Genomic DNA, 25,843 nt, shown 5'->3' with positions numbered 1-25,843 from the left:
TGAGCCCATGCCTGAACGCCGTACCGTCGCACTCGTCACCCTTGGCTGCGCCCGTAACGAGGTGGACTCGGAGGAGCTCGCAGGCCGCTTGGAGGCGGACGGCTGGCAACTCGTGGAGGACGCCGAGGAAGCGGACGTCGCGGTCGTCAACACCTGCGGCTTCGTCGAGGCCGCGAAGAAGGACTCCGTCGATGCCCTCCTCGAAGCCAATGATCTCAAGGGGCACGGCAGAACCCAGGCCGTCGTGGCGGTGGGCTGCATGGCCGAGCGGTACGGCAAGGAACTCGCGGAGGCCCTGCCCGAGGCCGACGGCGTGCTCGGCTTCGACGACTACGCCGACATCTCCGACCGCCTCCAGACCATTCTGAGCGGCGGCGTCCACGCCTCGCACACCCCGCGCGACCGGCGCAAGCTGCTGCCGATCAGCCCCGCCGAGCGGCAGACCGCCGGCGAGGAGGTGGCCCTTCCCGGCCACGGCGCACCCGCGGACCTCCCCGAGGGTGTGGCCCCGGTGTCCGGCCCCCGCGCACCCCTGCGCCGCCGTCTCGACGGCTCGCCCGTCGCCTCGGTGAAGCTCGCCTCCGGCTGCGACCGGCGCTGCTCGTTCTGCGCCATTCCGTCCTTCCGCGGCTCCTTCATCTCGCGCCGCCCCAGCGACGTGCTGAACGAGAGCCGCTGGCTCGCCGAGCAGGGCGTCAAGGAGATCATGCTGGTCTCCGAGAACAACACCTCGTACGGCAAGGACCTGGGCGACATCCGCCTCCTGGAGACGCTGCTGCCCGAGCTCGCCGAGATCGACGGCATCGAGCGCGTCCGCGTCAGCTACCTCCAGCCCGCCGAGATGCGCCCCGGCCTCATCGACGTGCTCACCTCGACACCGAACGTGGTGCCCTACTTCGACCTGTCCTTCCAGCACTCCGCGCCCGGCGTGCTGCGGGCGATGCGCCGCTTCGGCGACACCGACCGCTTCCTGGAGCTGCTCGACACCATCCGCGCCAAGGCCCCGCAGGCCGGTGTGCGGTCCAACTTCATCGTGGGCTTCCCCGGCGAGACCGAGGCCGACCTCGCGGAGCTGGAGCGTTTCCTCACGGGTGCGCGCCTCGACGCCATCGGCGTCTTCGGGTACTCCGACGAGGAGGGCACCGAGGCGGCGACGTACGAGAACAAGCTCGCCGAGGACGTCGTCGCCGATCGCCTCGCGCGCGTCTCGCGCCTCGCCGAGGAGCTCGTCGCGCAGCGCGCCGAGGAGCGGGTCGGAGAGACCCTGCACGTGCTCGTGGAGTCCCTGGACGACGAGGACGGCGCCTACGGCCGTGCCGCTCACCAGGCGCCGGAGACGGACGGGCAGGTGCTGTTCACGAGCGGCGAGGGGCTCACCGTGGGCCATGTCGTCGAGGCGAAGGTGGTCGGCACGGAAGGTGTCGACCTGGTGGCCGAGCCTCTCCTGGTGGGCTCGCTGTCGTGTCCTGAGGAGGCGGGCAGATGACCGGAGTCCCGGCGTCTGCGGCGGGCGGCTCCTCCAGCGCGCAGGGCGCGGCGGGCGCCCCCGGCACATCCGGCGCTCCGGGAGGTGCCAAGCCGGTGCGCGGCGGGAAACTGGGCGCTGCCGCCGTCAACGAGGCCAGCCTCTGGAACATCGCCAACATTCTGACCATGGTCCGGCTGGTCCTCGTCCCCGGCTTCGTCGCGCTGATGCTGGCCGACGGTGGGTACGACCCGGCTTGGCGTGCCTGGGCCTGGGCGGCCTTCGCCGTCGCCATGATCACCGACATCTTCGACGGTCACCTGGCCCGGACGTACGACCTCGTCACCGACTTCGGGAAGATCGCCGACCCCATCGCCGACAAGGCGATCATGGGCGCGGCGCTCATCTGCCTCTCGTACCTCGGCGATCTGCCCTGGTGGGTGACCGGGGTGATCCTCGGGCGGGAGCTCGGGATCACGCTGATGCGTTTCCTGGTGATCCGGTACGGGGTCATCCCGGCCAGCCGCGGCGGCAAGATGAAGACGCTGGCCCAGGGCACGGCCGTCGGCATGTACGTGCTGGCACTGACGGGACCGCTGGCCACCCTGAGGTTCTGGGTGATGGCCGTGGCGGTCGTCCTCACCGTCGTCACAGGGCTCGACTACGTGAGACAGGCCATTGTGCTGCGCAGGCGCGGAATCGCGGAGCGCCGGGCGGCTGCGGAGGAGGCGGAGCGGTGACTTCCCCGGCCACTGACGTGGTGCGACTACTCACGGTGAGGGGTGAGACCCTGGCCGTCGCGGAGTCGCTCACCGGTGGCCTGGTCGCCGCGGAGATCACCGCGGTTCCGGGAGCCTCCAAGGTGTTCCGGGGTTCCGTGACCGCGTACGCCACCGAGCTCAAGCATGAGCTGCTCGGCGTCGACGCCACTCTGTTGGCCGAGCGCGGTGCGGTGGATCCGCAGGTCGCGGCCCAGATGGCGGTCGGTGTGCGCCATGCGCTCGGCGCGGACTGGGGGATCGCGACCACCGGTGTGGCCGGTCCGGACCCGCAGGACGGCCAGCCGGTCGGCACCGTCTTCGTGGCTGTCGAAGCGCCTTCCCCGACGACTTTTGAACCCGCTCATGGCGGGAAAGTGATACCGCTGCGGTTGAACGGCGACCGGGCGGAAATCCGTATGGAGAGTGTACGGAGCGTACTCGCACTGCTCCTGAAGGAGCTGGCGGGCGAACAGACCGGGAACGAGCGGGCACAGGATACGGAACAGAACGGGGGGTTTTGATGTTTGCAGCCCTGAGTGAACACGACATCGCTCCCCGCACGGCCGCGGCGCGAGGCGGTACGGTGGGGCGTGAAGGATGCGGCTACGCGGTCCGAGGAGGGAGCCACCGATGATTCTGCTCCGTCGCCTGCTGGGTGACGTGCTGCGTCGGCAGCGCCAGCGCCAGGGCCGTACTCTGCGCGAAGTCTCCTCGTCCGCCCGAGTCTCACTCGGCTATCTCTCCGAGGTGGAGCGGGGGCAGAAGGAGGCATCCTCCGAGCTGCTCTCCGCGATCTGCGACGCGCTGGACGTACGGATGTCCGAGCTCATGCGGGAAGTGAGCGACGAGCTCGCCCTCGCCGAGCTGGCACAGTCGGCTGCGGCCACCGAACCGGTGCCCGCACCGGTACGTCGCCCGATGCTCAATTCCGTGTCGGTGACCGGTGTGCCACCGGAACGGGTCACGATCAAGGCGCCTACAGAAGCGGTCGACGTCGTCGCCGCCTGACGCCCGCGGGCTCACGCTCGTGGGCCGAGGAAGTGTGTGAGAGCCCCGGCCGGGGCTTGTCCGGGGAGACCTGGAGGAGTGCGGCCGGGGTTTTCGCGTTGTGCGGGTGTCCTCTATGCGTCCATTTGCCGGTATCCGGCGCGGCGGCCATGGTGGAGGGGCAGCTCGGTGGCGCCCGGCGGCCGTCGCCGGACGTCTTGATCGCGATCGTCGTCGTAATCGGAGGATGTGGATGTACGTCGTGAAGAGCCCGCTGTCCGACGCGGACCTGAAGACCGTGGCCGATGCGCTGCAGGGCGCACTGGTCGACCTGGTGGACCTCTCGCTCGTGGCCAAGCAGGTCCACTGGAACGTGGTGGGGCCGCGCTTCCGCTCCATCCACCTCCAGCTCGACGAGGTCGTGGACACCGCTCGGCTGCACTCCGACACCGTGGCCGAGCGCGCCGCGACGCTCGGAGTCTCGCCGGACGGTCGGGCCTCGACCGTGGCCACCAGTTCCGGCATCGACGTGACGCCGGAGGGCTGGGTGAGGGACACCGACGCCGTGAAGACGCTCGTGGACGCGCTGGGCGCGGTGATCGCGCGGATGCGTGAGCGGGTGGAGGCCACGGCGGAGCCGGACCCGGTGAGCCAGGACATCTTCATCGGAATCACGGCCGACCTGGAGAAGCATCACTGGATGTTCCAGGCGGAGAACGGGTGACCGTCCGCGGGGCTGCGCCCGGGGTGTGCCCGCGTGGCGCCGGTGTGCCCTGCTCGTGTGCCGGGGCAGCGATCTAGCGTCGGGCTGGAGGTGGCGGCATGGCAGGGCGAATAGCGCGCCGGGGGGCCGCACTGGGGCTGGGGGCGCTGTGGTGGTGGAGCGTGCTCAGGCTCGCGCTGGTGCCGGGCGCCGGGATGCTGGAGGGCGCGGTCGCTGCCGGCGGCTGGGGCCTGAGCGTGCTGCCGGTGCACTGCGTGCCGAAGTCCCGGACGCGTGCCGCGAGGCCGGCGCGGGTCGCCGTGGCCGCGCGGCAGGCGGGGTCGGACTCGTGATCGCTACCAGGGCATCGACACGCCGCCGTTGGGGCGCAGGATCTGACCCGTGGTGAACGCCGAGGCGTCGGAGGCCAGATGCAGCACCGCGTGGGCGATGTCCTCCGGTTCGCCGACCCGGCCCAGTGGTGACAGGCGCGCCATGAACGCCTCCGTGTGTGCCTGCGCCTCCCCGTGACGATCGGTCATCGCCGTACGGGTCCAGCCGGGCGCGACCGCGTTGACCCGGATGCCGTGCGGGCCGACCTCGGTGGCCAGCGTCTTCGTCAGCTGCACCACGGCTGCCTTCGCCGCCCCGTAGCAGAACAGTCCAGGGCCGCCGGTGTCGATGGCGCCGGACGCCATCGTGATGACACTCCCCCTGATGCCCTTCGCGATCATCAGGCGAGCGGCCTCCTGGCAGGCGTACCACACGCCCTTGAAGTTGACGTTCAGAACGCGGTCGAGGTCCTCGTCCCGGGTCTCCAGCACCGGGCTGCTGTGCATGATCCCGGCGACCGCGGCCATGACGTCCAGCCGCTCGCAGGATGCGACGGCCTGCTGGACCTGGGCGCGGTCGGAGACGTCGAGCGGGTGCGTGTGGGCCGTGCGGCCCTCGTCCTTGATCATCACGGCCGTCCGGTCCAGGCCCTGTGCGTCGCGGTCCGCGCAATGGACCGTGGCCCCGGCCCGGGCGAGCAGCAGGGCGGAGGCGCGGCCGATGCCGCTGGCGGCGCCGGTGACGAATGCGGTGCGTCCGGTGAGGTCGTACGCCGTGAGGGGCATGAAGTGACGGTACGAGGGTTTCTGACGGGTCGTCAATTAGCTGTGTGCCGGGGACTTGTACGCAGTCGCCCGGCACCCGGCGGCGGGGTGGGGCCCGGCTGGCACCTCGGGCACCAGTACGTGGAGCGCTCGCGGGAACCGTCTCCCTGGTCGGCCGACCGGATCGGGGTGCCGCACCGCAGGCAGGGGCGGGGCGTGCGGCCGTACACGAACAGGTTCTGGTCGCGGCGTCCCGTGGTGACGCGGGTGGGGCGGTCGCGGTTGGCCTCCAGCAGCCTCTTGGCGAGGACCGGCAGTTGAGCCGCGCGGTCGGCGGGAAGGTCGCTGACGGGGAGCCAGGGGGTGACGCCCAGCAGGAAGCACAGCTCGCTCTTGTAGACGTTGCCGATCCCGGCGAGATTGCGCTGGTCCAGCAGGGCCTCACCGAGAGGGCGGGCCGGGTCGCGGAGGAGGTTCGCGAGGGCCTTGTCCGGGTCCCAGTCCGGGCCGAGGAGGTCGGGGCCGAGGTGGCCCACCGCCCGCTCCTCCTCGCCGGTGCGGATGAGGTCCAGTACGGGGAGGCGGTAGCCGACGGCCGTGCGGTCGGCGGTGCCGAGGACGGCCCGGATCTGGTGCGCGGGGCCACCGCTCCAGCGCTGGCCGGGCGCGTACACCTTCCAGGAGCCGTCCATCCGCAGATGCGAGTGGAGGGTCAGCCCGCCCTCGATCCGGGTGAGGAGGTGCTTTCCGCGCGGGGCGACCTCCAGGACGGCGCGGCCGGTGAGGTCGGCGGTGGCGTACCGGGGCACCCGCAGGTCGGAACGGACCAGCACCTTTCCCGCGAGGGCGGTGTGCAGCCTCTTCGCGGCCTGCCAGACGGTGTCTCCTTCGGGCATGGCTCCAGGGTGGCACGCGTCGGGGGGTGGTGGGCGTGGGTGCTTGTGGGGGATGGGCGTGGGGTGCACTCGCGGGGTGTGGGGGTGCGGCGCGTGCGGGGTGCGAGTGTGCGGGGTGCGGCGCGTGCGGGGTGCGAGTGTGCGGGGTGCGAGTGTGCGGGGTGCGGCGCGTGCGGGTGTATGTGTGCGTGGGTGTGGCTCGGGCTGGTGGCGCGTGGCATGTGCCGGGTGTGTCGGTGGGTTGCTGCGGCCGGTGGCGCGTGCATGGTGTCGGTGGGTTGCTTGGGCCGGTGGCAGGTGCCGGGATGTCGGTGGGCGGCTCAGGCGCGCAGGCGCAGTCCGCGGGGGGTCGCGATGAAGCCCGCTCCTTCCAGGAGGGTGCCGAACGGGGAGGTGAGCGCGGAGGCGCCGTTGACCCGCTCGACCGTCACCGTGCCGAGGGAGCCCGCGCGGGCGGCACCGGCGAGCGCTTCGGCGGCACTGAGCAGCCGGGCGTCCTCCATGACCGATGCGTCCGGGTCCGAGGGCCAGGCCAGCAGAGTCTTGCCGCCCCGCTCCATGTAGAGGGCCAGCTCGCCGTCGACGAGGACCACGAGCGAGCCTGCCTTGCGGCCTGGCTTGTGTCCCGCACCGGTCGGAGGCTCGGGCCAGGAGAGCGCCGCGCCGTACGCATTGGCCGGGTCGGCTGCGGCCAGGACCACCGCCGGGGCGGCCGCTCGGGTGCGGGAGCGGCCACTGCGGAAGCCCGGGCCGCCCGGACGGCCCGGGCCGTCGCCATAGCCGGACGAGGGGCGGGCGGGACCGTAGGGGCCGCCGGAGCGGGCCGGGAAGGCGGAACCTGTCGAGAACGCGGAGTCGGCGGAGTAGGTGTGATCGCCGTCGGGGCCGAGGCCGGCGCCGTCGGTGCCGTGGTCGTCGGGGAAGTCCGCGACGGCCGGGTAGCCGAGGGCGTTCCCGAATCCGGGGTCGTCCGGGAAGCCGGAGCCTTCGGTCGGCCCGAAACCGTGCGACTTGCCGAAGGCGTCCGGCGCGTCCCCGTCGTCCGGCCTGCGCGCGGGACCGCGGTCGCCCGGGAACGCGGGGGTGTTCGCGGAGCCGAGATCGCCGGGGAAGGCGGGGACGGCCGGGAGTCCGTCCGGGAAGCCAGGGAATCCGTCCGACATGCCCTGGGCGGACAGGGCCTCGCCCCGGTCCCGGGCGTTCGCCGCCGCACGCAGGCGGTCCACCGCGCCGTCCATCGCGAATTGCGCCGCGCCGAGCCCCTCGACCACGTAGCCGCGCCGGGCCTGGCCGCTGTCCTCGAACGCGGACAGGACGCGGTACACCGCCGAGAAGCCGCCCTCGACCCCCTCCGCGGCGACGGCACCCCGCGTCACCACGCCGTGCCGGTCGAGCAGGGTGCGAGCCAGGGCATGAGCGCGCACCGTGGCATCCGGCTCGCGCTCGGGGAGCAGCGACCAGCGGCCCGCCACCGTCGGCGGACCGGTCCGGGACTGAGGACGCGCCCCGCCGGTCAGTGAGCCGTAACGCCCGCGCGGGACGGAGCGCTTGGCACGGTGCGCCGTGGACCCCGCGGTGCGGCCGGAACCCAGGACGGAGCGCATCGGCGCGAGCGTGTCGTTCGTCAGGCGCCCGGACCAGGCCAGGTCCCAGATCGCGTCGGCGAGCTGGGGGTCGGTGGCGTCGGGGTGTGTGGTGGCGCGCACCTGGTCGGCGATCTGGCGGAAGAAGAGGCCGTACCCTCCGGACAGGGAGTCCAGCACCGACTGGTGCAGCGCCGTCAGTTCGAGCGGGTGCGGGGCCGGCAGGAGCAGCGGGGCGGCGTCGGCCAGATACAGCGAGACCCACCCGTCCTTGCCCGGCAGCGACCCGGCCCCGGCCCACACCACCTCTCCGGCGGCGGTGAGTTCGTCGAGCATCGCGGGGGCGTAACCCGCGACCCGGGAGGGCAGGACGAGCTTCTCCAAGGCGGACGCGGGCACGGACGCACCCTGCAACTGCTCCACGGCGCGCACCAGTCCGTCGACGCCACGCAACCCGTGCCCATTGCCCACGTGCTGCCACTGCGGCAGGAACTGGGCGAGAGCGGCGGGCGGCACCGGCTCCAGCTCGTGGCGAAGGGCCGCGAGGGAGCGACGCCGCAGCCTGCGCAACACCGCCGCGTCGCACCACTCCTGGCCGATGCCCGCCGGGTGGAATTCTCCCTGCACGACACGCCCGCTCGCCGCGAGCCGCTGCAACGCGCCGTCCGTGACGGCGGTGCCGAGACCGAAGCGGGCCGCGGCCGTCGTGGAGGTGAACGGGCCGTGGGTGCGCGCGTACCGGGCGAGCAGGTCGCCGAGCGGATCCTTGACCGGTTCGGTGAAGGCTTCCGGGACACCGACGGGCAGCGCCGTGCCGAGTGCGTCGCGCAGCCGGCCCGCGTCCTCGATCGCGGCCCAGTGGTCCGCCCCGGCGATCCGCACCCGGATCGCGCGGCGGGCGGCGGTCAACTCGTGGGCCCACTGCGGTTCGGCGCCGCGCTCCGCCAGCTCGCCGTCCGTGAGTGGACCCAGCAGACGCAGCAGGTCGGCGACACCTTCCGCGTCCTTGACGCGGCGGTCCTCCGTCAGCCACTGGAGCTCACGCTCCAATTCGGCCAGGACGTCGGCGTCGAGGAGCTCGCGCAGCTCTGCCTGACCGAGGAGCTCGGCCAGCAGCCGCGAGTCCAGCGACAGGGCCGCGGCGCGCCGCTCGGCCAGCGGGGAGTCCCCCTCGTACAGGAACTGCGCGACGTACCCGAAGAGCAGGGAACGGGCGAAGGGGGAGGGTTCGGGTGTGGTGACCTCGACCAGCCGCACCTTGCGGGACTCGATGTCGCCCATCAGTTCCGTGAGGCCCGGCACGTCGAAGACGTCCTGGAGGCACTCGCGGACCGCTTCGAGGACGATCGGGAACGATCCGTACTCGCTCGCCACTTCGAGCAGCTGGGCGGCGCGCTGGCGCTGCTGCCACAGCGGAGTGCGCTTGCCGGGACTGCGGCGCGGCAGCAGCAGCGCGCGGGCGGCGCACTCGCGGAAGCGGGACGCGAACAGCGCGGAGCCGCCCACCTGGTCGGTGACGATCTGGTCGACCTCACCCTTGTCGAAGGCGACGTCCGCCGCACCCACGGGCGCCTGCTCCGCGTCGTACTCCGTGCCCGCCTTCGTCGGGGTCTGGTCGAGCAGGTCCAGGCCCATCAGGTCGGCGTCGGGCAGCCGCAGCACGATGCCGTCGTCGGCATGCATCACCTGGGCGTCCATGCCGTACCGCTCGGAGAGCTTGGCGCCCAGCGCGAGCGCCCAGGGGGCGTGGACCTGGGCCCCGAACGGCGAGTGCACGACGACGCGCCAGTCGCCCAGCTCGTCGCGGAACCGCTCGACGACGATGGTCCGGTCGTCGGGCACGTGACCGCACGCCTCGCGCTGTTCGGCCAGGTACGACAGCACGTTGTCCGCGGCCCAGGCGTCCAGGCCGGCGGCGAGCAGCCGAAGCCGCGCGTCCTCCTTGGAGAGCGAGCCCACCTCGCGCAGGAACGCGCCGACCGCGCGGCCCAGTTCGAGGGGACGGCCGAGCTGGTCGCCCTTCCAGAAGGGGAGCCTGCCCGGGACGCCCGGGGCCGGCGACACCAGTACGCGGTCGCGCGTGATGTCCTCGATGCGCCACGAGCTGGTGCCGAGCGTGAAGACATCGCCGACGCGGGACTCGTAGACCATCTCCTCGTCGAGCTCGCCGACCCGGCCGCCGCCCTTCTTGGGATCGGACCCCGCGAGGAAGACGCCGAAGAGTCCCCGGTCGGGAATCGTGCCCCCGGAGGTGACGGCGAGGCGCTGGGCGCCGGGCCGTCCGGTGACCGTGCCGGCGACGCGGTCCCACACCACGCGGGGCCTGAGCTCGGCGAAGGCGTCGGAGGGATAGCGGCCCGCGAGCATGTCGAGCACCGCGGTGAAGGCCGATTCCGGGAGCGAGGCGAAAGGGGCCGCCCGGCGGACCATGGCGAGCAGGTCGTCGACCTGCCATGTGTCGAGCGCGGTCATGGCGACGAGCTGCTGCGCCAGCACGTCCAGGGGATTGGCGGGCACCCGGAGGGACTCGATGGAACCGGTGCGCATCCGCTCGGTGACGACGGCCGCCTGGACCAGGTCGCCGCGGTACTTGGGGAACACCACACCGGTGGAGACCGCGCCCACCTGGTGACCGGCGCGCCCCACGCGCTGCAGGCCGGAGGCCACGGACGGCGGCGACTCCACCTGGACGACGAGGTCGACCGCACCCATGTCGATGCCCAGCTCCAGGCTGGAGGTGGCGACCACTGCCGGCAGACGACCGGCCTTCAGGTCCTCCTCGACGAGGGCCCGCTGCTCCTTGGAGACGGAGCCGTGGTGGGCGCGGGCGATGACGGGCGGGGCGCCCTGCGCGGCTCCCGAACCGCCCATCAACTGGGCCGGTGCGTGCGCTTCTTCGAGCGGTTCCCCGGTGGCCCTCTCGTACGCGATCTCGTTGAGCCGGTTGCACAGGCGCTCCGCCAGGCGGCGGGAGTTGGCGAACACGATCGTCGATCGGTGGGACTGGACGAGGTCGGTGATCCGCTCCTCGACGTGCGGCCAGATGGAGGGTTTCTCGGCGCCCTCATTGCCGTCGGCGGCGGGGGAGGCGCCCAGCTCGCCCAAGTCCTCCACCGGGACGACCACTGAGAGATCGAACTCCTTGCCGGACCGCGGCTGGACGATCTCCACCTTGCGGCGGGGCGAGAGGAAGCGGGCCACCTCGTCCACCGGGCGCACCGTGGCCGAGAGGCCGATCCGGCGGGCGGGCTTCGGGAGCAGCTCGTCGAGGCGCTCCAGGGTGAGCGCGAGATGGGCGCCGCGCTTGGTGCCCGCCACCGCGTGCACCTCGTCGAGGATCACCGTCTCGATGCCCGTCAGCGCGTCGCGTGTGGCCGACGTCAGCATCAGGAACAGCGACTCGGGAGTCGTGATCAGGATGTCCGGCGGACGTGTGGCCAGCGCGCGCCGCTCGGCCGCGGGGGTGTCCCCGGAGCGGATGCCCACCTTGACCTCGGGCTCGGGCAGCCCTAGCCGTACCGACTCCTGCCTGATGCCGGTGAGGGGGCTGCGCAGATTGCGCTCCACGTCGACCGCGAGGGCCTTCAGCGGGGACACGTACAGCACCCGGCAGCGCTTGCGCGGGTCGGCCGGGTGCGGGGTGGAGGCCAGCTGGTCGAGCGCGGCGAGGAAGGCGGCCAGCGTCTTGCCGGAGCCCGTGGGGGCCACGACGAGGACGTCCGAACCCTCGCCGATGGCTGCCCACGCCCCGGCCTGGGCCGCGGTGGGCGCGGAAAAGGCCCCCGTGAACCAGCCGCGGGTCGCGGGGGAGAAGCCGTCGAGGGCTCGGTGTGCGGAGCTGACCATGCGTCCATCCTGCACCCGGCCACTGACAATGTGCCTGACCTGCGGAAATGATCGTCGAGGCCGGGAGGCCGGGAGGTGGGGAGGCCAGAAGACCGGAAGGTGGGGGTGTTGTCGCGGCGCGGGTGGCCAGGCGGCCCGGTCGCTGGGCCGAGGCCGCGTGGCCCGACGGCGGCCGCCGAGCCCGCGATCCGGCCGCCGCCGCCGGCAGAGAATGGAGGGCATGGCGACATCGGCGGAACGGGCACGGCACTGGCAGTAGGCGGAACTGCCCGGCGTCGACCTGCTCCGCGCACGCTACGTGGAAAAGATCTTCGTGCGGCACACCCACGAGAACTTCGTCATCGCCGCCATCGCCGACGGCGTAGAGGTCTTCCACCACGGCGGCGCCGACCAGTACGCGGGTCCCGGTTCCCTGGCCCTCGTCAACCCGGACACCGCGCACACCGGCCGCGCCGGCGTACCCGAAGGCTGGCGGTACGGGGCGGTGTATCCGTCACCGGAGCTGGTCTCCGAGATCGCCGCCGAGACCACCTCCATCCGCGGCACGCCCGGATTCGCCGCCCCGGTGCTCGACGACCCGTACACGGTGGGCCTGGTCCACCAGGTGCTGCGGGCCGCGGAGGAGGGCAACGCGCTCGCCGCCGACACCATGCTGCGCGTCGCGGTGACCCGGCTGCTGCGCCTCAACGGAGGTCCGCTGCCCCAGCGGTCCGTGCGCTCCGCGGGCGCCCGCACCGCCGCACGCGCACGTGCCGTGCTGGAGGAGCGGATGGCCGAGCCCCCGACACTGGAGCGACTCGCCGCCGACCTCGGGACCAGCCCGTTCGCGCTGCTGCGCGCGTTCCGGGACGCCTACGGCATGCCTCCCCACACCTGGCTGACCGACGCCCGGGTACGCAGGGCGCGGCATCTGCTGGACGCCGGCTCCGCGCCCGCGGAAGCGGCGGTCGCCGTCGGCTTCACGGACCAGCCGCACCTGAACCGGCACTTCGGCCGGATCGTGGGCGTGCCCCCAGGTGCCTACCAGCGCGAGCGCAAGAACGTACAAGACCGTCGCGGACGCCTGGCCGTACCGTCCGGGGCGTGGCAGAACAGACAGCTCTCGCAGACATACGCAGTGAAGGACTCGGAAAACCCGACGCCGCCGTCGTCCGGGACGCCCTGGGAGTCGGGGTCGCCGTCGGACTGTCCGGTTTCGCCTTCGGGGTGACCTCGGCGGGTGGCGGGCTCACACTGCTGCAGACCTGCGCGCTCAGTCTCCTGGTGTTCACCGGGGCCTCACAGTTCGCCCTCGTGGGCGCGCTCGCGACCGGGGGCAACCCGCTCACGGCCGCCGCGGGCGCCTTCTTCCTCGGGGTCCGCAACGCCTTCTACGGACTGCGTCTGTCGCAGCTGCTGGCCCTCCCGCGCGCGGTGCGTCCCTTCGCCGCCCAGTGGGTCATCGACGAGACCACGGCGGTCGCGCTCGCCCAGCCCACCCGGCGCAGTGTCCGCATCGGCTTCACCGTCACCGGACTCACCCTCTACGTGCTGTGGAACCTGACCACGCTGCTCGGGGCCGTCGGGGCCGAGGCCATCGGCGACACCGACGCCTGGGGGCTGGACGCCGCGGGACCCGCGGTCTTCCTGGCCCTGCTCGCGCCGATGCTGAGGACCGGCACGGAGCGTGCGGTCGCCGGAGCCGCGGTCCTGCTGGGACTGGGCCTGCTGCCCGTGCTGCCCGCCGGAGTGCCCGTCCTGGTGGCGGCGCTGGCCGCGCCGGTGGCTCTCTGGCTGCGGGGGCGCCGCGGGACGAAGACCGCCGACGACGGACCGAGGGAAGAGCGTTGAACATCTGGATCGCCATCGGCGCCACCGCCGTGGGCTGCTACGCCGTCAAGCTCATCGGACTGCTGGTCCCGGCCGGAGTGCTGGAACGCCCGCTCGTGCAGCGCCTCTCCGCCCTGCTGCCCGTCGCCCTCCTCGCCGCGCTCACCGCCCAGCAGACCTTCGCCGACGGACGTGTACTCGTCATCGACGCGAAGGCCGCGGGACTCGCCGCCGCTGCCGTCGCACTGGTCCTGCGGGCGCCCTTCCTGCTCGTGGTCGGTGCCGCCGTCGTGGTGACGGCGGGTGTGCGGGCGCTCACCGGCTGACGGCTCTCTCGAGGCAGCCGCCGGATGCACGCCCCGGCCGTCAGCCGATGGGCCGGCCGTACGCGCGCAGTGTGCGCAACGCCTCGATGGTCACCATGGGGCGGCACTCCAGGGCCGTGCCCGGCGCCCACCGACGCCAGTGGATCGGCCACCCTCCGTCCGCCTCCTGCTCGTTTGCCAGGTGATCCAGGGAGCGCGACATCTCGTCGTCGGTGAACCACGCGCGCGCGAGGGATTCGGGGGTCTTCGCGTAGTCGTGCGGGAAGTGGTGCTCGCCCGGCGCGTATCCGGACGCGACCGGAAACGCCTCCAGACGTTCGGGATCCAGCGCCGCGAGCCGCTGCTCGCGTACCATCCGGCCCAGTCGGTCGGCGGCGGCCTTCGCGCGGGAGCGGTCGGGCGCGGAGTCCAGGAAGGCGACGGCCGCCTCGATCTCGTAGGGATGCGACTTGTCCAGGGAGTCGACCGCGTGCCAGCAGAAGTCGGTGGCCCGGAACAGCCAGGCGTGCCACACCTCGTTGCGGTGCAGCAGGCCGACCACGGGGCCTGTGGCGAGGAGTTCGCTGGGCGGGTCGTCGACGACCGGCACGAAGGGGGCCGTCGGATAGCCGCGCTGGCCGGGGTGGATCGCCGGCAGGGCGCCGTCCGTCGTGGACACGGAGGTCAGGTAGCGGCACACGCGTTCCACGCGCTGTCCACCGCAGCGCCCGATGGAGTCGAGCACGCGCAGTGCGTGAGCGGTGTGCAGCGGCTGGCTGACCGGACCGCGCAGGTCGGGTTCGAGCGCGTGACCGTACCCCTCGTCCTCATTGCGGTAGGCGGCCAGCGCGGTCTCCACCGCGTCGGCGTCGCCGCGGAGGAAGTGGTACGCGAAACGGCGCTGCTCCAGCACGCGCGCGGTGAGCCAGACGAAGTGCTCGGCGCGCGAGAGGGGGGAGTGCGCCGGGGGCGTCGGGGGGAGTGGGGATGCTCCTGTATCGGCCATGCGACAGACCGTAGGGCGGAAAGCGGTCTCGGCAAGCGGTCCCGGCTCCGGCCCACTCTCAGGGGCGGGATACTGAAGTCATGCGGTTGACGGTCTTCTGGCAGCGGATGGCGGATCACTTCGGTGCGGGGTACGCCGACACTTTCGCGCGCGATCATGTGATGACGGAACTCGGCGGGCGCACCGTGCACGAGGCGCTGGACGCGGGCTGGGAAGCCAAGGATGTGTGGCGCGTGGTGTGCGCGACCATGAACATTCCGCACGAAAACCGCTGACCGGCCACGAAGATCCGGGGCCGGGTCCCGATTGTCGGTGGCGTGGGCGAGACTTGCTGGGTGGCCCCGACAGACGAGACCGCGCAGGTCGCCCCGCAGGCATCACCGTTCGGTACGACGCCGCCCGACCCGCCGCCGGGCGGAGACGCCGACGCGCGCGGCGGGCGCATGCCGCGCTGGCTGCCGCGTGCCATGGTGCTCGCCCTCGCCCTCATCGCCGTCTTCCAGCTGGGCAGTTGGGCCTTCCACCAGCTCACCGGCCTGTTGATCAACATCCTCATCGCGTTCTTCCTGGCGCTCGCCATCGAGCCCGCGGTGAGCTGGATGGCCTCGCACGGCATGCGCCGGGGGCTGGCCACCTTCCTCGTCTTCATCGGGTCGATGATCGTGATAGCCGGGTTCATCACGCTGCTCGGCTCGATGCTCGCGGGCCAGATCATCAAAATGGTCGAGGGCTTCCCCGAGTACCTCGACTCGGTCATCAACTGGATCAACACGCACTTCCACACCGACCTGAGACGGGTGGACATCCAGGACAGCCTGCTCCACTCCGACTGGCTGCGGAAGTACGTGCAGAACAGCGCCACCGGAGTCCTCGACGTGTCCGCGCAGGTGCTGGGCGGCCTCTTCCAGCTGCTGACGATCGCGTTGTTCTCGTTCTACTTCGCCGCCGACGGACCGCGACTGCGGCGGGCGCTCTGCTCGGTACTGCCGCCGGCCCGGCAGGCCGAGGTGCTCCGTGCCTGGGAGATCGCGGTCGACAAGACCGGCGGTTATCTGTACTCGCGCGGCCTGATGGCGCTCGTCTCGGGCATCGCCCACTACATCCTGCTGCAGGCCCTGGGCGTACCCTACGCGCCCGTGCTCGGCGTGTGGGTGGGCCTGGTCTCGCAGTTCATCCCCACCATCGGCACCTATCTCGCGGGCGCCCTGCCCATGTTGATCGCTTTCACGATCAACCCCTGGTACGCGCTGTGGGTGCTCATCTTCGTCGTGGTCTACCAGCAGTTCGAGAACTACGTGCTCCAGCCCAAGCTGACCGCGAAGACAGTGGACATCCATCCCGCGGTCGCCTTCGGATCGGTCATCGCGGGCACCGCGCTCCTCGGCGCCGTCGGCGCGCTGATCGCCATCCCGGCCGTCGCCACGCTCCAGGCGTTCCTCGGGGCCTACGTGAAGCGGTACGACGTCACGGACGACCCCCGGGTGCACGGGCACCGGACGCGGAGTTCGAGCACCTTCCTCGGGCGGGTGAGGGGCCTGTTCACCCGATGACGTCCGCCGGGCCGTTCACCGGGTGAGGGCCGCCGGGCCGTTCACCAGGTGAGGGCCGCCCACACACCGGCGCCGACGACGGCCGCCGTGTAGCAGCCGACCGCCGCGCACATGATCCGCTGCCGGGTCGCGCCGCTCAAGGCGGTGCGGGAGAGCAGCCGGGCCAGCGCGGGCAGTACCAGCACGGCGTGCAGGCTCACCCCGTGCAGCGGCTTGAGCGGGGCCGTCGAGTGGTACGCCGCCTCCTGATGGCCGGTCCGGGTGAGGACGACCCCCCGCGCGATCATCGCGGCGCCCGACAGCAGGGAGACGATCAGGATGGCGAACCCGGCACGGAGCGCGAGCGGCATGCCCGCCGGGCCCGTGGGCCGGCCGCGGAACGAGACGACGGCGAACACGGTGAGCAGGACGACGAGCACCCCGCCGCCCACGGCGAGCGTCATGGAGACCGCCGTGTCGAAGCCGGTCTCCATGTTGAGGTGCGAGGGCACCCGGCGCCATGCCTGAAGCGTGATCCCGCCGACCTCCACCACGCAGTCCGCGGCGAACACGACCAGCAGCGCCGTGCGCAGCCGGCTGCCGACACGCAGGTAGGACGTGACCCAGGTGATCGCCATCAGTGTCAGCCCGAAGGAGAGTCCGAAGGTGACGGGCTTGCGCCAGGAGACGGGACCGTCCCAGGGGCCGCCGTCGACGGCGAAGACCGCCAGGTGCGCGCATCCCGTCAGGACGAGCAGCGCGCCCGTCGCACAGCAGAGCCGCTCGGGCGGGCGGAGCGTGGTCCTCACCGGCGCGGGCGGTCGGGACGTGGTGGTCTCCATGGCTCACAGCCTGGCGACCGGGCCCCGCCGCGTCGTCGTACCCCCGAAGGCACCGGTCGTACGCCCGGGGGAGTAGTCCGGCCGTCGGGTGGGCGCAGCGAGGCAGCGACCGCCCGTCGGGCCCGGCCGATCCGTGCCCGTCCGGCTGAGGGCCGGGCGTCGTCCGGTGGAGGGCCGGGGCGTTGTCGGAGCGCCGCCGTACTCTCGGAGATGCGGGTGGTGCGCTTGACACGAAAATCGAACATCCATTCTTATGGAGGCTCCAGCGAGGCTCCCGGCGGGCATTTCGACAGGGTTTTGATGGAGATGTGCCCGAGTTATCCACAGGCCGGACGGGCGTCGGGGCGCATTGTCAGTGGCAGGCGTTAGCGTCTTTGACGTGAAGCGATCGACTCAAGCAAACCGGGTGGAACCCATGGCAGGAACCGACCGCGAGAAGGCACTCGACGCCGCGCTCGCACAGATTGAACGGCAGTTCGGCAAGGGCGCCGTGATGCGCCTCGGCGAGCGGCCGAATGAGCCCATCGAGGTCATCCCCACCGGGTCGACCGCACTCGACGTCGCCCTCGGCGTCGGTGGCCTGCCGCGCGGCCGCGTGGTGGAGGTGTACGGCCCGGAGTCCTCCGGTAAGACGACCCTGACCCTGCACGCGGTGGCGAACGCGCAGAAGGCCGGCGGCCAGGTGGCCTTCGTGGACGCCGAGCACGCCCTCGACCCCGAGTACGCGAAGAAGCTCGGCGTCGACATCGACAACCTGATCCTGTCGCAGCCGGACAACGGCGAGCAGGCCCTGGAGATCGTGGACATGCTGGTCCGCTCGGGCGCGCTCGACCTCATCGTCATCGACTCCGTGGCCGCCCTGGTGCCGCGCGCGGAGATCGAGGGCGAGATGGGCGACTCGCATGTGGGTCTGCAGGCCCGCCTGATGAGCCAGGCCCTGCGGAAGATCACCAGCGCGCTCAACCAGTCGAAGACCACCGCGATCTTCATCAACCAGCTCCGCGAGAAGATCGGCGTGATGTTCGGCTCCCCGGAGACCACGACGGGTGGCCGGGCCCTGAAGTTCTACGCCTCTGTGCGTATCGACATCCGCCGCATCGAGACCCTGAAGGACGGCACGGAGGCGGTCGGCAACCGTACCCGCTGCAAGGTCGTGAAGAACAAGGTCGCGCCGCCCTTCAAGCAGGCCGAGTTCGACATCCTCTACGGCCAGGGCATCAGCCGCGAGGGCGGCCTGATCGACATGGGCGTGGAGCACGGCTTCGTCCGCAAGGCCGGCGCCTGGTACACGTACGAGGGCGACCAGCTCGGCCAGGGCAAGGAGAACGCCCGCAACTTCCTCAAGGACAACCCCGACCTCGCCAACGAGATCGAGAAGAAGATCAAGGAGAAGCTGGGCGTCGGCGTGCGTCCCGAGGAGCCCGCCACCGAGCCCGGCACGGACGCCGCGGTCTCCGCGAGCGCGGACGAGGCCGCGAAGACGGTGCCCGCACCGGCTGCCAAGGCGACCAAGTCCAAGGCCGCGGCGGCCAAGAGCTAGTCCATGACGCGACGAACCGACTGGGCCGAGTACGCGTACCCCATCGCTCCGGAAGGGCCGGGGCAGGGGTACGACGGGCGGGACGGCGGCTCGGCCGGACACGGTGAGAACGCGTACGACACCGCAGCGTACGACGGGTTCCACGGCGACCCGAAGGGCGATGCGCCGGGCGGTGCCTCGCCCGGCGGTGGCTCGCGCCGCGGCGGGGGCCGGCGCGCCGACGGGGGGCCGCGCGGTGGCCGAGGGCGTCGAAGGCGTGGCGGTTTCGGCGAGGCGTCCGGCGACCCACAGGACGAAGACGCCTCTGCCTCGTCGAGGGCCGAGAAGGGGGAGTCTTCAGGGGACCCGGCTGAGCGGGCGCGGGCGATCTGTCTGCGCCTGCTCACCGGGACCCCGCGCACGCGGAAGCAACTCGCCGACGCCCTGCGCAAGCGCGAGATCCCGGACGACGTGGCGGACGAAGTGCTGACACGGTTCGAAGAGGTCGGCCTGATCAATGACAGTGCCTTCGCGGAGGCCTGGGTGGAGTCCCGGCACCACGGCCGGGGGCTGGCCGGGCGGGCGCTCGCGCAGGAGCTGCGGATCAAAGGCGTCGACTCGACGCTGATCGACGAGGCCGTCGGACAGCTTGACTCCGAGCAGGAGGAGACGACGGCGCGGGAGCTGGTCGCCCGCAAACTGCGTTCCACCCGCGGTCTCGACCGCGACAAGCGGCTGCGCCGGCTCGCGGGCATGCTCGCCCGCAAGGGCTACCCGGAAGGGATGGCCCTGCGCGTGGTGCGCCAGGCGCTGGAGGAAGAGGGCGAGGACACGGAGGGGCTGGACGACGCGGGGTACTGACCGGCTTCACAGCGGCAGAGCTCGCACACCGGCAGACGTACGAGGGCTCTGAGCACGGTCGACGCGCGGGGGCGCCGATCGCGTTCAGAGCCTGCTCGCCGTCCGGGCATACCGCGGCACACGCTCCACTCCACCGGCTCAACTCCTCTTGGCCGGGGTGGGGTTAACCCCCGGTCCAAGACGCCGGGCCGCCGCACTGCACAGACACCTGTGCACAGACGACTGTGTACGCATGGCACAGGAACCCGGCGCGCGAGCGGAATCCCCCTCGAAGGCGCCGCACGCACCCACCGAGCTCTGCGACCTCGCCACGCTCAAGGCGCTCGCGCAGCCCCGTCGGCAGCGCATGCTCCAGCACCTCACCCTGCACGGACCCGCCACGTCCGCCACGCTCGCCCGGGCGCTCGGACTCAACACCGGATCCACCAGCTACCACCTGCGCGAACTCGCACGGTACGGCTTCGTGGAGGAGTTGTCCGAACCGCGCGGCCAGGGCAGGCAGCGCTGGTGGCGGGCCGTGCCCGGAGACCGCCGCTTCCCGCCGCGCAGTCGGCAGAGCCCCGAGATGCGGCTCGTCATGAACGAGCTGAACCATGACGTCTACGCCGCCGATCTCGAACTCTTCGAGCAGACCCAGCTCCAGGCCGGCGGATACGAAGACCCCTGGGCGGACGCCTTCCCCTACTCGCGCGGCAGCATCCGGCTGACCCTCCCCGAACTGCGCGCCTTCTTCGAGGAGTACATCGCGCTCCTCAACCGCTACAAGCGCCCGGACGCGGACACTCCGCGCGGAGCGCGCACCGTGCTCACCCGATTCCTCGCCTTCCCGGCTCCCGGCGCCGCACCCGAGACCCACCCGGCGCCCCACAACAGAAGAGAGAGCGACCCCTCATGATGCTGCGGTACGCCCTGAAGACCGTCCGGGCCCGCAAGGGCGGGTTCCTCGGAGCCTTCCTCGCCCTGATGTGCGCCGCCGCTCTGATCACCGCTTGCAGCACCCTCCTCGAAACCGGGCTGCGCGGCACGATCAGCACCGAACGCTATGCCGCGGCCCCCGTCGTGGTCTCCGCCGACCAGAACGTCCACCGGACCACGGTCAAGCACAAGAAGGGCAAGACCAAGGTCAAACACAAGGCCAAGCCGATCGCGGAACGGGCCTGGCTCGACGAGGGCCTTGCCGTACGGCTCCACCGGGCACCTGGCGTGGGCCGCGTCGTCCCCGAACTGACTTTCCTGGCCAAGCCGTTGACGTCCGGCCCCGCTGTCGAGGAGAGCCGGCCCGCCTACGGCCACGCATGGGACTCCGCCGTGCTCACCCCCTACACGCTGCGCGTCGGAAGGGCGCCCAGAGCCGCGAGTGACCTGGTCGTCGACCGCCGGTTCGCCGAGCGCGCCCACCTGGAGCCCGGCGACCGTCTCACCGTCCAGTCGACGCAGTCGCCGCGCACCTACCGGATCACGGGAATCGCCCAGGCAGCTGTGAACGTACGCCACCAGACCTCGCTCTTCTTCTCCACCGCCGAGGCGCGGCGCCTGGCCGCACACCCCGGACACGTCACCGCCTTCGGCGTCCTGCCCGCCAAGAGGACCGGCACCACCGCCCTGGAGCGGTCGGTGGCCGAGGCGCTGCACGGCACCACCGCACAGGTCAGTTCGGGGAGCGCCCGCGGTCCGGTCGAGTTCCTGGACGCGGCCGCCGCACGTACGAAGCTGGTCAGCATGGGCGGCGCGATGGGCGGTACCTCGCTGCTGGTGGCCGTGCTGGTGGTCGTCGGCACCTTCGCCCTCTCCGTGCAGCAGCGCCACCGCGAACTCGCCCTGCTGCGCGCCATCGCCGCCACACCGGGCCAGATCCGCGCACTCCTCGGCAAGGAGGCGCTGATCGTCGGGGCGGCCGCCGGGGCGACCGGAGCGCTCGCCGGACTTCCGCTGGGCGCCTGGCTGCACAGCCGGTTCGTCGCCATGGGGGCCGTTCCGGCCACGCTCCAGCACTCGGCCGGCGCCTTCCCGCCGTTCGCCGCGGTGGCCGCCACGCTCCTCGGCGCCTGGGCCGCCGCCCGTATCTCGTCGCGCCGGGTCGCCCGGATCCGTCCGGCCGAAGCACTCGTCGAAGCCCGCGCCGAGCGCACCCGCCCGGCCTGGGGGCGCCTCCTCGCCGGCCTCGTCCTGCTCGCCGGGGGCGCCGTCCTGGTCGCCGTGCTCAGCGTGCTGCGCACCGAGCCCGCCTCGACTCCCGTGACCTTCCTGGCTGTCGTGGTCCTCGCCTGCGCCGTGGCACTGCTGGGACCGCTGCTGGTCAAGGCCGCCGCGACCGTGCTCGCGGGCCCGCTGCGGCTGAGCGGCCCCGGTGGCCGCCTCGCACGCGCCAATCTGCGGGGCAACGCGGCACGCATGGCCTCCGTCGTCACCCCTCTCACCCTCCTCATCGGCATGACCTGCACGGTGCTCTTCGTCCAGCCGACCCTCGGCGACGCGGCCCGCGCCCAGGCACGCGAAGGAATCCGTGCCGACTGGGTGCTCGCCGCACAGGGACCGGGTGTCCCGGCCGAGGCCGCCCGGGCACTGCGCACGCGGCACGACGTCGCAACCGAAGTGGTCCGCACGACCGTCCGCGTCGGCCTCGACAAATACGCGGCCCAGGGAGTGACGCCGGCCGGTCTCACCCGCACCTGGGACCCGGAGGTCACCGCGGGTTCCCTGAAGGACCTCGGGAACGACACCGTCGCCGTCAGCGAACTCGCCGCGCAACAGCGCCACTTGAAGCCCGGCAGCACCCTTGGGCTCACCCTCGGTGACGGCACGCCGGTCACCGTGACCGTCGCCGCCGTCTACGCGAAGGGACTCGGCTTCGGGGACCTCACCTTCGCCCATGACCTGGTCGCACGCCACGTCGACAACCCGCTCGCCACCTCCGTCCTGGTCGGAACGGACCGTACACAGACACAACTGGCGAGCACGCTCCGTAAGTTCCCGGCGGTCCGTGTTCTCGCACCCGCGACCGCCGACTCGATCCAGGCCGAAAGGCAGCAGGCGAACGCAGAGGTCAACTACCTCGCCATGGGGCTGGTCCTGGCGTTCACCGCCATCGCCGTCGTCAACACGCTCGCCATGTCGGTGTCCGAGCGGGTCCGTGAGTTCGCGATGCTCCGCCTCGCCGGGGCGACCCGACGCCAGGTCCTGCGGATGCTGCGGACCGAAGCCCTGTCGGTGCTGCTGCTCGCCACCGCGCTCGGCAGTTCCATCGCGCTCGCCGTGCTGACCGCCTTCAGCGTCGGTATGACGGGCGGCGCGGCCCCGGCGGTCACGCCTCTGGTGTACGTGACGGTCGTCGCGGTCGCCGGAGTGCTCGCACTCGTCGCCACCGCGCTGCCCGGCCGCGTCGCACTGCGGGTGCGCCCAGTAGCGGTGGCCACGGCCAAGGAGTAAGGGGCGATACGCAATGGTGGGCGCCCCTTACCTCCAGGGGCGCCCACTGGTGCGTACGACATCGAGCGACGCCCAAGACAGGCGGGTCCGCCAGACGTTCCGGCCTACGCGGCGGTCACCGGGAGCCCTGCCGCCTTCCACGCCTGGAACCCGCCGACCAGATCGGTGGCCCGGCGCAGTCCCAACTGGCGCAGGGACACGGCGGCGAGGCTCGACGCGTATCCCTCGTTGCAGATCACGACGATGCGCAGGTCGTGGCTCGTGGCCTGCGGGGCGCGATGACTCCCCTGCGGGTCGAGCCGCCACTCCAGTTCGTTGCGTTCGACGACGAGGGCGCCGGGGATGACGCCGTCGCGCTCGCGCAGCGCGGCGTACCGGATGTCCACCAGCAGCGCCCGGCCGGCCAGCGCGGCCTCGTAGGCATCCGCGGCGTCCACTCGGTCCAGGTCCTCGCGGGCCCGCTCCAGCAACTCGTCGATCCCCACGGGGCGCGGGCCGCTCACTGCCAGTCCTCGGGACGCTCGACGTGCTCCAGACGCAGCACCGGACCCGTGCGGCTGTAGCGGCGGATCTGCGGGAGCGGCGGGTAGTAGGCGTGGACCGAGATCGCGTGCTCCTCGGTGGACTCGTTGAGCACCTCGTGGACATGGTGGCGGCCGAAGGAACGCCCCTTGCCCGCCGGCAGGGTCCGTTCGCGGTCGATGCCCTCGGACAGTTCCAGGGTCTTCCAGCCGTCCGCGGGGAGGCGGGCGCCGAGGGAGTTCTCCTTGAGCTCGCCGGACGCGGTGAGGAAGGCGCCGACGGATTCGGCGTGGTCGTGCCAGCCGGTTCCGGTCCGGGGCGGCCAGCCGATGAGCCAGGCCTCACTGCCGCCCGGTCCTTCGAGGCGCACCCAGGTGCGGCCCTCGGGGTCGAGGGGGAGCGACGCGATCAGTTCGGCGTCGGCGGCCGTACGGCGCACGAAGTCGAGCAGGTCGGCCTGCGTGGGGGTTTGCGGGAGCGTGCCGACAGCGGGGGACACAGACACTCGTACCGTCCTGAGGGTTCGCGTGGGAGCGCGCGGCAGCGAGAGCGCGGCGCGCGGAAGGAAGGGGGGTGCGAATTCCGAGTTCAGCAGGACGGGCGACACACGCAGCCCGCATAGCGGACGAGGTCCATGTGGACCCTCCGCCACAGGCGTACACGAGTGTCGGTCACGTTCCGGAGTAGAGCATGACGGCGCAGACCGGTCAACTCACCGTCACTATGTGGACGCTCGGTAATCGTGGAGGCATGGATTGCCTGGGTCCAATGGATGCCGCTGCCGAAAACCGCGCGGCAGCGGGTCACCCGGTGATCGGGCGGTCGGGCGGTCGGTGCCGGCCTGAGGCCGACCGATTCGCATTCCGGTACTGCCCGAACTCCACGGCCGACGCGGGACCTGTGGGACTCAGTCGGTGCCGGGGCGGGGGGATTCAGCCCGTGCTCGCGGTGGCCTCCGTCTTCGTGGGGCCGCCGAGCGCGGCCTCCGCCGCCTCGTACAGGTCGGCCGGGCGCACCCCGCCGAGCGCGGTGACCAGGTGCCCGTCCGGGCGGACCAGGAGCACGGTGTGCGCGGCGGCGCCGGGGTAGTTCTCGGCGACCAGCAGTTCGGCGGGGTGGGGGAGCGCGGTCACGGCCGCGGCGAGCCGGGGCATGATCCCCGCCGTCACCCAGTGCTTCCGTTCCCACACTCCCGTACCGGGAGCGACCAGCACCACGAGGAGGACCCCGCGTCCGAGCCGCTCGCGCAGCCCCACGAACGAGCCGTCCTCGGCGGTCACCCGCACGTCGACGACGGGCGCGCCCGGAGCGGTGTCCACGGGGGTGTCCGACTCGGCACGCGGAGGCGCGAGCGGCGAGTCCGCGTACGTCCCCGGCGCACCCAGCGGGCCGCGTCCCAGATGACCGTCCGTGAGCAGCGCGTCATGACCGCGGGCGGACCCGGGAACGTAGGCGCGCAGACCTCCGCCTCCGCGGAGCAGCGGCAGTGCCTGGTCGGCGGCGCGCAGCCGGGCGGCGACGACCGCGCGACGCTCCGTCTGGTAGCTGTCCAGCAGCGACTCGTGCGGTCCGTGGTGCCAGGCGAGCGCCAGCTTCCAGGCGAGGTTGTCGGCGTCGCGCAGGCCCTCGTCGAGCCCCTGGGTGCCGAGCGCGCCCAGCAGGTGCGCGGAGTCACCCGCGAGGAAGACACGTCCGGCGCGCCACCTGCGGGCGAGCCGGTGGTGGACGGTGTGGACTCCGGTGTCGAGCAGCTCGTACGGAGGTGTGGGGCCGCCGCTCCAGCCGGCGAGGGTCTCCCGGACACGGGTCACCAGCAGGTCGGGCGTCACCAGGTCCTTGCCCGGGGGCAGCAGCCAGTCGAGGCGCCACAGGTCGTCGGCGAGCGGGCGCGCGGTCACCTCGGCGGCCGAGGGGCTCGACGTCCGCCACGGTGGCGTGCGATGCAACAACGCCTCGCCGGGCCAGGGAAGTTCCGTGCGCAGTGCCGCGACCGCGTGCCGTTCCACGGCCGTGCGTCCCGGGAACCGGATGTCCTGGAGCTTGCGCACGGTGGAGCGGGGGCCGTCGCAGCCGACCAGGTAGCTGCCGCGCCACCATGTGCCCTTGGAGCCCTTGGTGTGCGCGGTGACGCCCGAGGGTTCCTGCTCGATGGCGTCGAGGCGGCTGTCCACGGCGAGCTTGATCAGCCGTTCGTCGCCGATGGCGTCGCGCAGGGCGCCGGTCAGCGCGTGCTGCGTGATGTGCAGCGGGGCGGCGTACGTCCCGGCGCCGGCGACGCTCCGGGGGGACGCCGTGCCGGGTGTCCCGGCCGCGTGGTCCGCCGCGGGCGCCTCGCCGCCGAACGTGATCTCGCGTGTCACCTGCTTGCGCCGCATGGACCGCCATCCGGCCCAACGGAACCCCAGCCCGGAGAGCGGGAAACCGGTCAGCCGCTCGACGAGCGCGACCGTGTCCTCGCGCAGCACGACCGTCCTGGCGAGCCGCTGTTCATCCTTGCCCGGCCCCTCGTCGAGGACCACGCACGGCACCTCCTGGCGTGCCAGCGCAAGGGCGAGCGCGAGCCCAACGGGGCCGGCTCCGACGATGATCACCGGGTCCACGACGCGGCGCCCCCTGCCCGGTGCGGTGCCCTGAGGGATGTACGGGAACAGGCAGTTGGAGCGGGGTGCACGATCACAGAACGTAT

Annotated in this window: 24 protein-coding genes; 15 read left to right on the top strand and 9 right to left on the bottom strand. The window is 72.2% G+C overall.

The genetic code is table 11. The features are described 5' to 3' along the window. Positions 1-7 precede the first annotated feature (7 nt). The 6 genes from rimO to H305_RS46780 all read left to right on the top strand — a co-directional run bounded on the left by rimO (position 8) and on the right by H305_RS46780 (position 4,269). Positions 8-1,486 carry a 30S ribosomal protein S12 methylthiotransferase RimO gene (gene rimO / locus H305_RS0122400; RefSeq protein ID WP_028802358.1) on the top strand — a complete coding sequence of 493 codons (1,479 nt, stop codon included), beginning with the start codon at positions 8-10 and terminating at the stop codon, positions 1,484-1,486. Beyond that, on the top strand, positions 1,483-2,205 hold the full coding sequence (gene pgsA, locus H305_RS0122395) for a CDP-diacylglycerol--glycerol-3-phosphate 3-phosphatidyltransferase (RefSeq protein WP_028802357.1): 723 nt from the start codon (positions 1,483-1,485) through the stop codon (positions 2,203-2,205). The genes rimO and pgsA overlap by 4 nt, the downstream gene beginning before the upstream one ends. Further along, complete coding sequence (locus tag H305_RS0122390) at positions 2,202-2,747, top strand: CinA family protein (RefSeq protein WP_028802356.1); 546 nt, start codon at positions 2,202-2,204, stop codon at positions 2,745-2,747. Before pgsA ends, H305_RS0122390 begins: the two co-directional genes overlap by 4 nt. Positions 2,748-2,856: 109 nt before the next feature. After that, entirely contained in the window at positions 2,857-3,234 is a 378-nt protein-coding gene (locus H305_RS0122385; protein WP_028802355.1) for a helix-turn-helix domain-containing protein, read from the top strand. Between the two features lie 232 nt (positions 3,235-3,466). Next, positions 3,467-3,937: a Dps family protein gene (locus tag H305_RS0122380; protein WP_028802354.1), complete on the top strand. Its 471-nt coding sequence runs from the start codon at positions 3,467-3,469 to the stop codon at positions 3,935-3,937. A gap of 98 nt (positions 3,938-4,035) precedes the next feature. Then, entirely contained in the window at positions 4,036-4,269 is a 234-nt protein-coding gene (locus tag H305_RS46780; RefSeq protein ID WP_037764891.1) for a hypothetical protein, read from the top strand. 3 nt (positions 4,270-4,272) lie between these two features. Here H305_RS46780 and H305_RS0122370 read toward each other — a convergent pair whose 3' ends face one another. The 3 genes from H305_RS0122370 to H305_RS0122360 form a co-directional block, all read right to left on the bottom strand. Continuing rightward, positions 4,273-5,034: an SDR family NAD(P)-dependent oxidoreductase gene (locus H305_RS0122370; protein ID WP_028802353.1), complete on the bottom strand. Its 762-nt coding sequence runs from the start codon at positions 5,032-5,034 to the stop codon at positions 4,273-4,275. A gap of 32 nt (positions 5,035-5,066) precedes the next feature. After that, the gene (locus tag H305_RS0122365; RefSeq protein WP_028802352.1) at positions 5,067-5,909 is read right to left on the bottom strand and encodes an Fpg/Nei family DNA glycosylase; all 843 of its coding nucleotides are present in this window, start codon (positions 5,907-5,909) and stop codon (positions 5,067-5,069) included. Between the two features lie 320 nt (positions 5,910-6,229). Continuing rightward, positions 6,230-11,338, bottom strand: a complete 5,109-nt coding sequence (locus H305_RS0122360) for an ATP-dependent helicase (protein ID WP_028802351.1) — start codon at positions 11,336-11,338, stop codon at positions 6,230-6,232. Between the two features lie 265 nt (positions 11,339-11,603). Here H305_RS0122360 and H305_RS46775 point away from each other — a divergent pair, with 265 nt between their 5' ends. From H305_RS46775 to H305_RS0122345, 3 genes are read left to right on the top strand one after another with little or no spacing between them, the layout of a single operon-like run. Next, on the top strand, positions 11,604-12,548 hold the full coding sequence (locus H305_RS46775) for an AraC family transcriptional regulator (protein WP_234021008.1): 945 nt from the start codon (positions 11,604-11,606) through the stop codon (positions 12,546-12,548). Continuing rightward, positions 12,449-13,168 (top strand): AzlC family ABC transporter permease, encoded by a 720-nt coding sequence (locus H305_RS50895; RefSeq protein WP_234021007.1) that lies wholly within the window; start codon positions 12,449-12,451, stop codon positions 13,166-13,168. Before H305_RS46775 ends, H305_RS50895 begins: the two co-directional genes overlap by 100 nt. Then, the gene (locus H305_RS0122345; RefSeq protein WP_028802349.1) at positions 13,165-13,473 is read left to right on the top strand and encodes an AzlD domain-containing protein; all 309 of its coding nucleotides are present in this window, start codon (positions 13,165-13,167) and stop codon (positions 13,471-13,473) included. Before H305_RS50895 ends, H305_RS0122345 begins: the two co-directional genes overlap by 4 nt. A gap of 40 nt (positions 13,474-13,513) precedes the next feature. Here H305_RS0122345 and H305_RS0122340 read toward each other — a convergent pair whose 3' ends face one another. Further along, the gene (locus H305_RS0122340) at positions 13,514-14,458 is read right to left on the bottom strand and encodes a hypothetical protein (protein ID WP_028802348.1); all 945 of its coding nucleotides are present in this window, start codon (positions 14,456-14,458) and stop codon (positions 13,514-13,516) included. A gap of 80 nt (positions 14,459-14,538) precedes the next feature. Here H305_RS0122340 and H305_RS0122335 point away from each other — a divergent pair, with 80 nt between their 5' ends. Together H305_RS0122335 and H305_RS0122330 are read left to right on the top strand one after the other, a co-directional pair. After that, a complete protein-coding gene (locus H305_RS0122335) occupies positions 14,539-14,733 on the top strand; it encodes a DUF3046 domain-containing protein (protein ID WP_028802347.1) in 195 nt (64 codons plus the stop codon). Positions 14,734-14,793: 60 nt separating this feature from the next. Then, positions 14,794-16,008, top strand: a complete 1,215-nt coding sequence (locus H305_RS0122330; protein WP_078629182.1) for an AI-2E family transporter — start codon at positions 14,794-14,796, stop codon at positions 16,006-16,008. A 41-nt stretch (positions 16,009-16,049) separates the two neighbouring features. On the opposite strand, the gene H305_RS0122325 is transcribed toward H305_RS0122330, so the two are convergent. Continuing rightward, positions 16,050-16,829, bottom strand: a complete 780-nt coding sequence (locus H305_RS0122325) for a hypothetical protein (protein ID WP_051370827.1) — start codon at positions 16,827-16,829, stop codon at positions 16,050-16,052. Between the two features lie 415 nt (positions 16,830-17,244). Between H305_RS0122325 and recA the strand changes: the two genes are divergently transcribed. From recA to H305_RS0122305, 4 genes are all read left to right on the top strand, one after another. Then, a complete protein-coding gene (recA, locus tag H305_RS0122320) occupies positions 17,245-18,369 on the top strand; it encodes a recombinase RecA (protein WP_028802344.1) in 1,125 nt (374 codons plus the stop codon). A 3-nt stretch (positions 18,370-18,372) separates the two neighbouring features. After that, entirely contained in the window at positions 18,373-19,209 is an 837-nt protein-coding gene (gene recX / locus H305_RS0122315; RefSeq protein WP_028802343.1) for a recombination regulator RecX, read from the top strand. Positions 19,210-19,441: 232 nt separating this feature from the next. Then, a complete protein-coding gene (locus H305_RS0122310) occupies positions 19,442-20,104 on the top strand; it encodes an ArsR/SmtB family transcription factor (protein ID WP_028802342.1) in 663 nt (220 codons plus the stop codon). Beyond that, positions 20,101-22,635: an ABC transporter permease gene (locus tag H305_RS0122305; RefSeq protein ID WP_028802341.1), complete on the top strand. Its 2,535-nt coding sequence runs from the start codon at positions 20,101-20,103 to the stop codon at positions 22,633-22,635. The genes H305_RS0122310 and H305_RS0122305 overlap by 4 nt, the downstream gene beginning before the upstream one ends. A 104-nt stretch (positions 22,636-22,739) precedes the next feature. Here H305_RS0122305 and H305_RS0122300 read toward each other — a convergent pair whose 3' ends face one another. The 4 genes from H305_RS0122300 to H305_RS0122290 all read right to left on the bottom strand — a co-directional run bounded on the left by H305_RS0122300 (position 22,740) and on the right by H305_RS0122290 (position 25,757). Further along, positions 22,740-23,138, bottom strand: coding sequence for a rhodanese-like domain-containing protein (locus tag H305_RS0122300; protein ID WP_420708112.1), 399 nt, complete (start codon positions 23,136-23,138; stop codon positions 22,740-22,742). Then, positions 23,135-23,662: a cysteine dioxygenase gene (locus H305_RS0122295; protein ID WP_199791439.1), complete on the bottom strand. Its 528-nt coding sequence runs from the start codon at positions 23,660-23,662 to the stop codon at positions 23,135-23,137. The genes H305_RS0122300 and H305_RS0122295 overlap by 4 nt, the downstream gene beginning before the upstream one ends. An 83-nt stretch (positions 23,663-23,745) precedes the next feature. Further along, positions 23,746-23,832 carry a putative leader peptide gene (locus H305_RS56085; protein WP_324608114.1) on the bottom strand — a complete coding sequence of 29 codons (87 nt, stop codon included), beginning with the start codon at positions 23,830-23,832 and terminating at the stop codon, positions 23,746-23,748. A gap of 257 nt (positions 23,833-24,089) precedes the next feature. Next, the gene (locus tag H305_RS0122290; protein WP_028802338.1) at positions 24,090-25,757 is read right to left on the bottom strand and encodes an FAD-dependent monooxygenase; all 1,668 of its coding nucleotides are present in this window, start codon (positions 25,755-25,757) and stop codon (positions 24,090-24,092) included. Positions 25,758-25,843 lie beyond the last annotated feature (86 nt).

The sequence above is a fragment of the Streptomyces sp. 142MFCol3.1 genome (assembly GCF_000424945.1).
Classification (GTDB): Bacteria; Actinomycetota; Actinomycetes; order Streptomycetales; family Streptomycetaceae; genus Streptomyces; species Streptomyces siamensis.
The sequence above is the reverse complement of the archived record's forward strand: the minus strand, read 5'-3'. Positions and strand labels throughout refer to the sequence as shown.

What these genes read in the sequence shown, in the direction of transcription:
- rimO (WP_028802358.1), top strand. Translation starts at nt 8, where the DNA reads ATGCCTGAACGCCGTACCGTCGCACTCGTCACCCTTGGCTGCGCCCGT.
- pgsA (WP_028802357.1), top strand. Translation starts at nt 1,483, where the DNA reads ATGACCGGAGTCCCGGCGTCTGCGGCGGGCGGCTCCTCCAGCGCGCAG.
- H305_RS0122385 (WP_028802355.1), top strand. Translation starts at nt 2,857, where the DNA reads ATGATTCTGCTCCGTCGCCTGCTGGGTGACGTGCTGCGTCGGCAGCGC.
- H305_RS0122380 (WP_028802354.1), top strand. Translation starts at nt 3,467, where the DNA reads ATGTACGTCGTGAAGAGCCCGCTGTCCGACGCGGACCTGAAGACCGTG.
- H305_RS46780 (WP_037764891.1), top strand. Translation starts at nt 4,036, where the DNA reads ATGGCAGGGCGAATAGCGCGCCGGGGGGCCGCACTGGGGCTGGGGGCG.
- H305_RS0122370 (WP_028802353.1), bottom strand. Translation starts at nt 5,034, where the DNA reads ATGCCCCTCACGGCGTACGACCTCACCGGACGCACCGCATTCGTCACC.
- H305_RS0122365 (WP_028802352.1), bottom strand. Translation starts at nt 5,909, where the DNA reads ATGCCCGAAGGAGACACCGTCTGGCAGGCCGCGAAGAGGCTGCACACC.
- H305_RS0122360 (WP_028802351.1), bottom strand. Translation starts at nt 11,338, where the DNA reads ATGGTCAGCTCCGCACACCGAGCCCTCGACGGCTTCTCCCCCGCGACC.
- H305_RS0122340 (WP_028802348.1), bottom strand. Translation starts at nt 14,458, where the DNA reads ATGGCCGATACAGGAGCATCCCCACTCCCCCCGACGCCCCCGGCGCAC.
- H305_RS0122335 (WP_028802347.1), top strand. Translation starts at nt 14,539, where the DNA reads ATGCGGTTGACGGTCTTCTGGCAGCGGATGGCGGATCACTTCGGTGCG.
- H305_RS0122325 (WP_051370827.1), bottom strand. Translation starts at nt 16,829, where the DNA reads ATGGAGACCACCACGTCCCGACCGCCCGCGCCGGTGAGGACCACGCTC.
- recA (WP_028802344.1), top strand. Translation starts at nt 17,245, where the DNA reads ATGGCAGGAACCGACCGCGAGAAGGCACTCGACGCCGCGCTCGCACAG.
- recX (WP_028802343.1), top strand. Translation starts at nt 18,373, where the DNA reads ATGACGCGACGAACCGACTGGGCCGAGTACGCGTACCCCATCGCTCCG.
- H305_RS0122310 (WP_028802342.1), top strand. Translation starts at nt 19,442, where the DNA reads ATGGCACAGGAACCCGGCGCGCGAGCGGAATCCCCCTCGAAGGCGCCG.
- H305_RS0122305 (WP_028802341.1), top strand. Translation starts at nt 20,101, where the DNA reads ATGATGCTGCGGTACGCCCTGAAGACCGTCCGGGCCCGCAAGGGCGGG.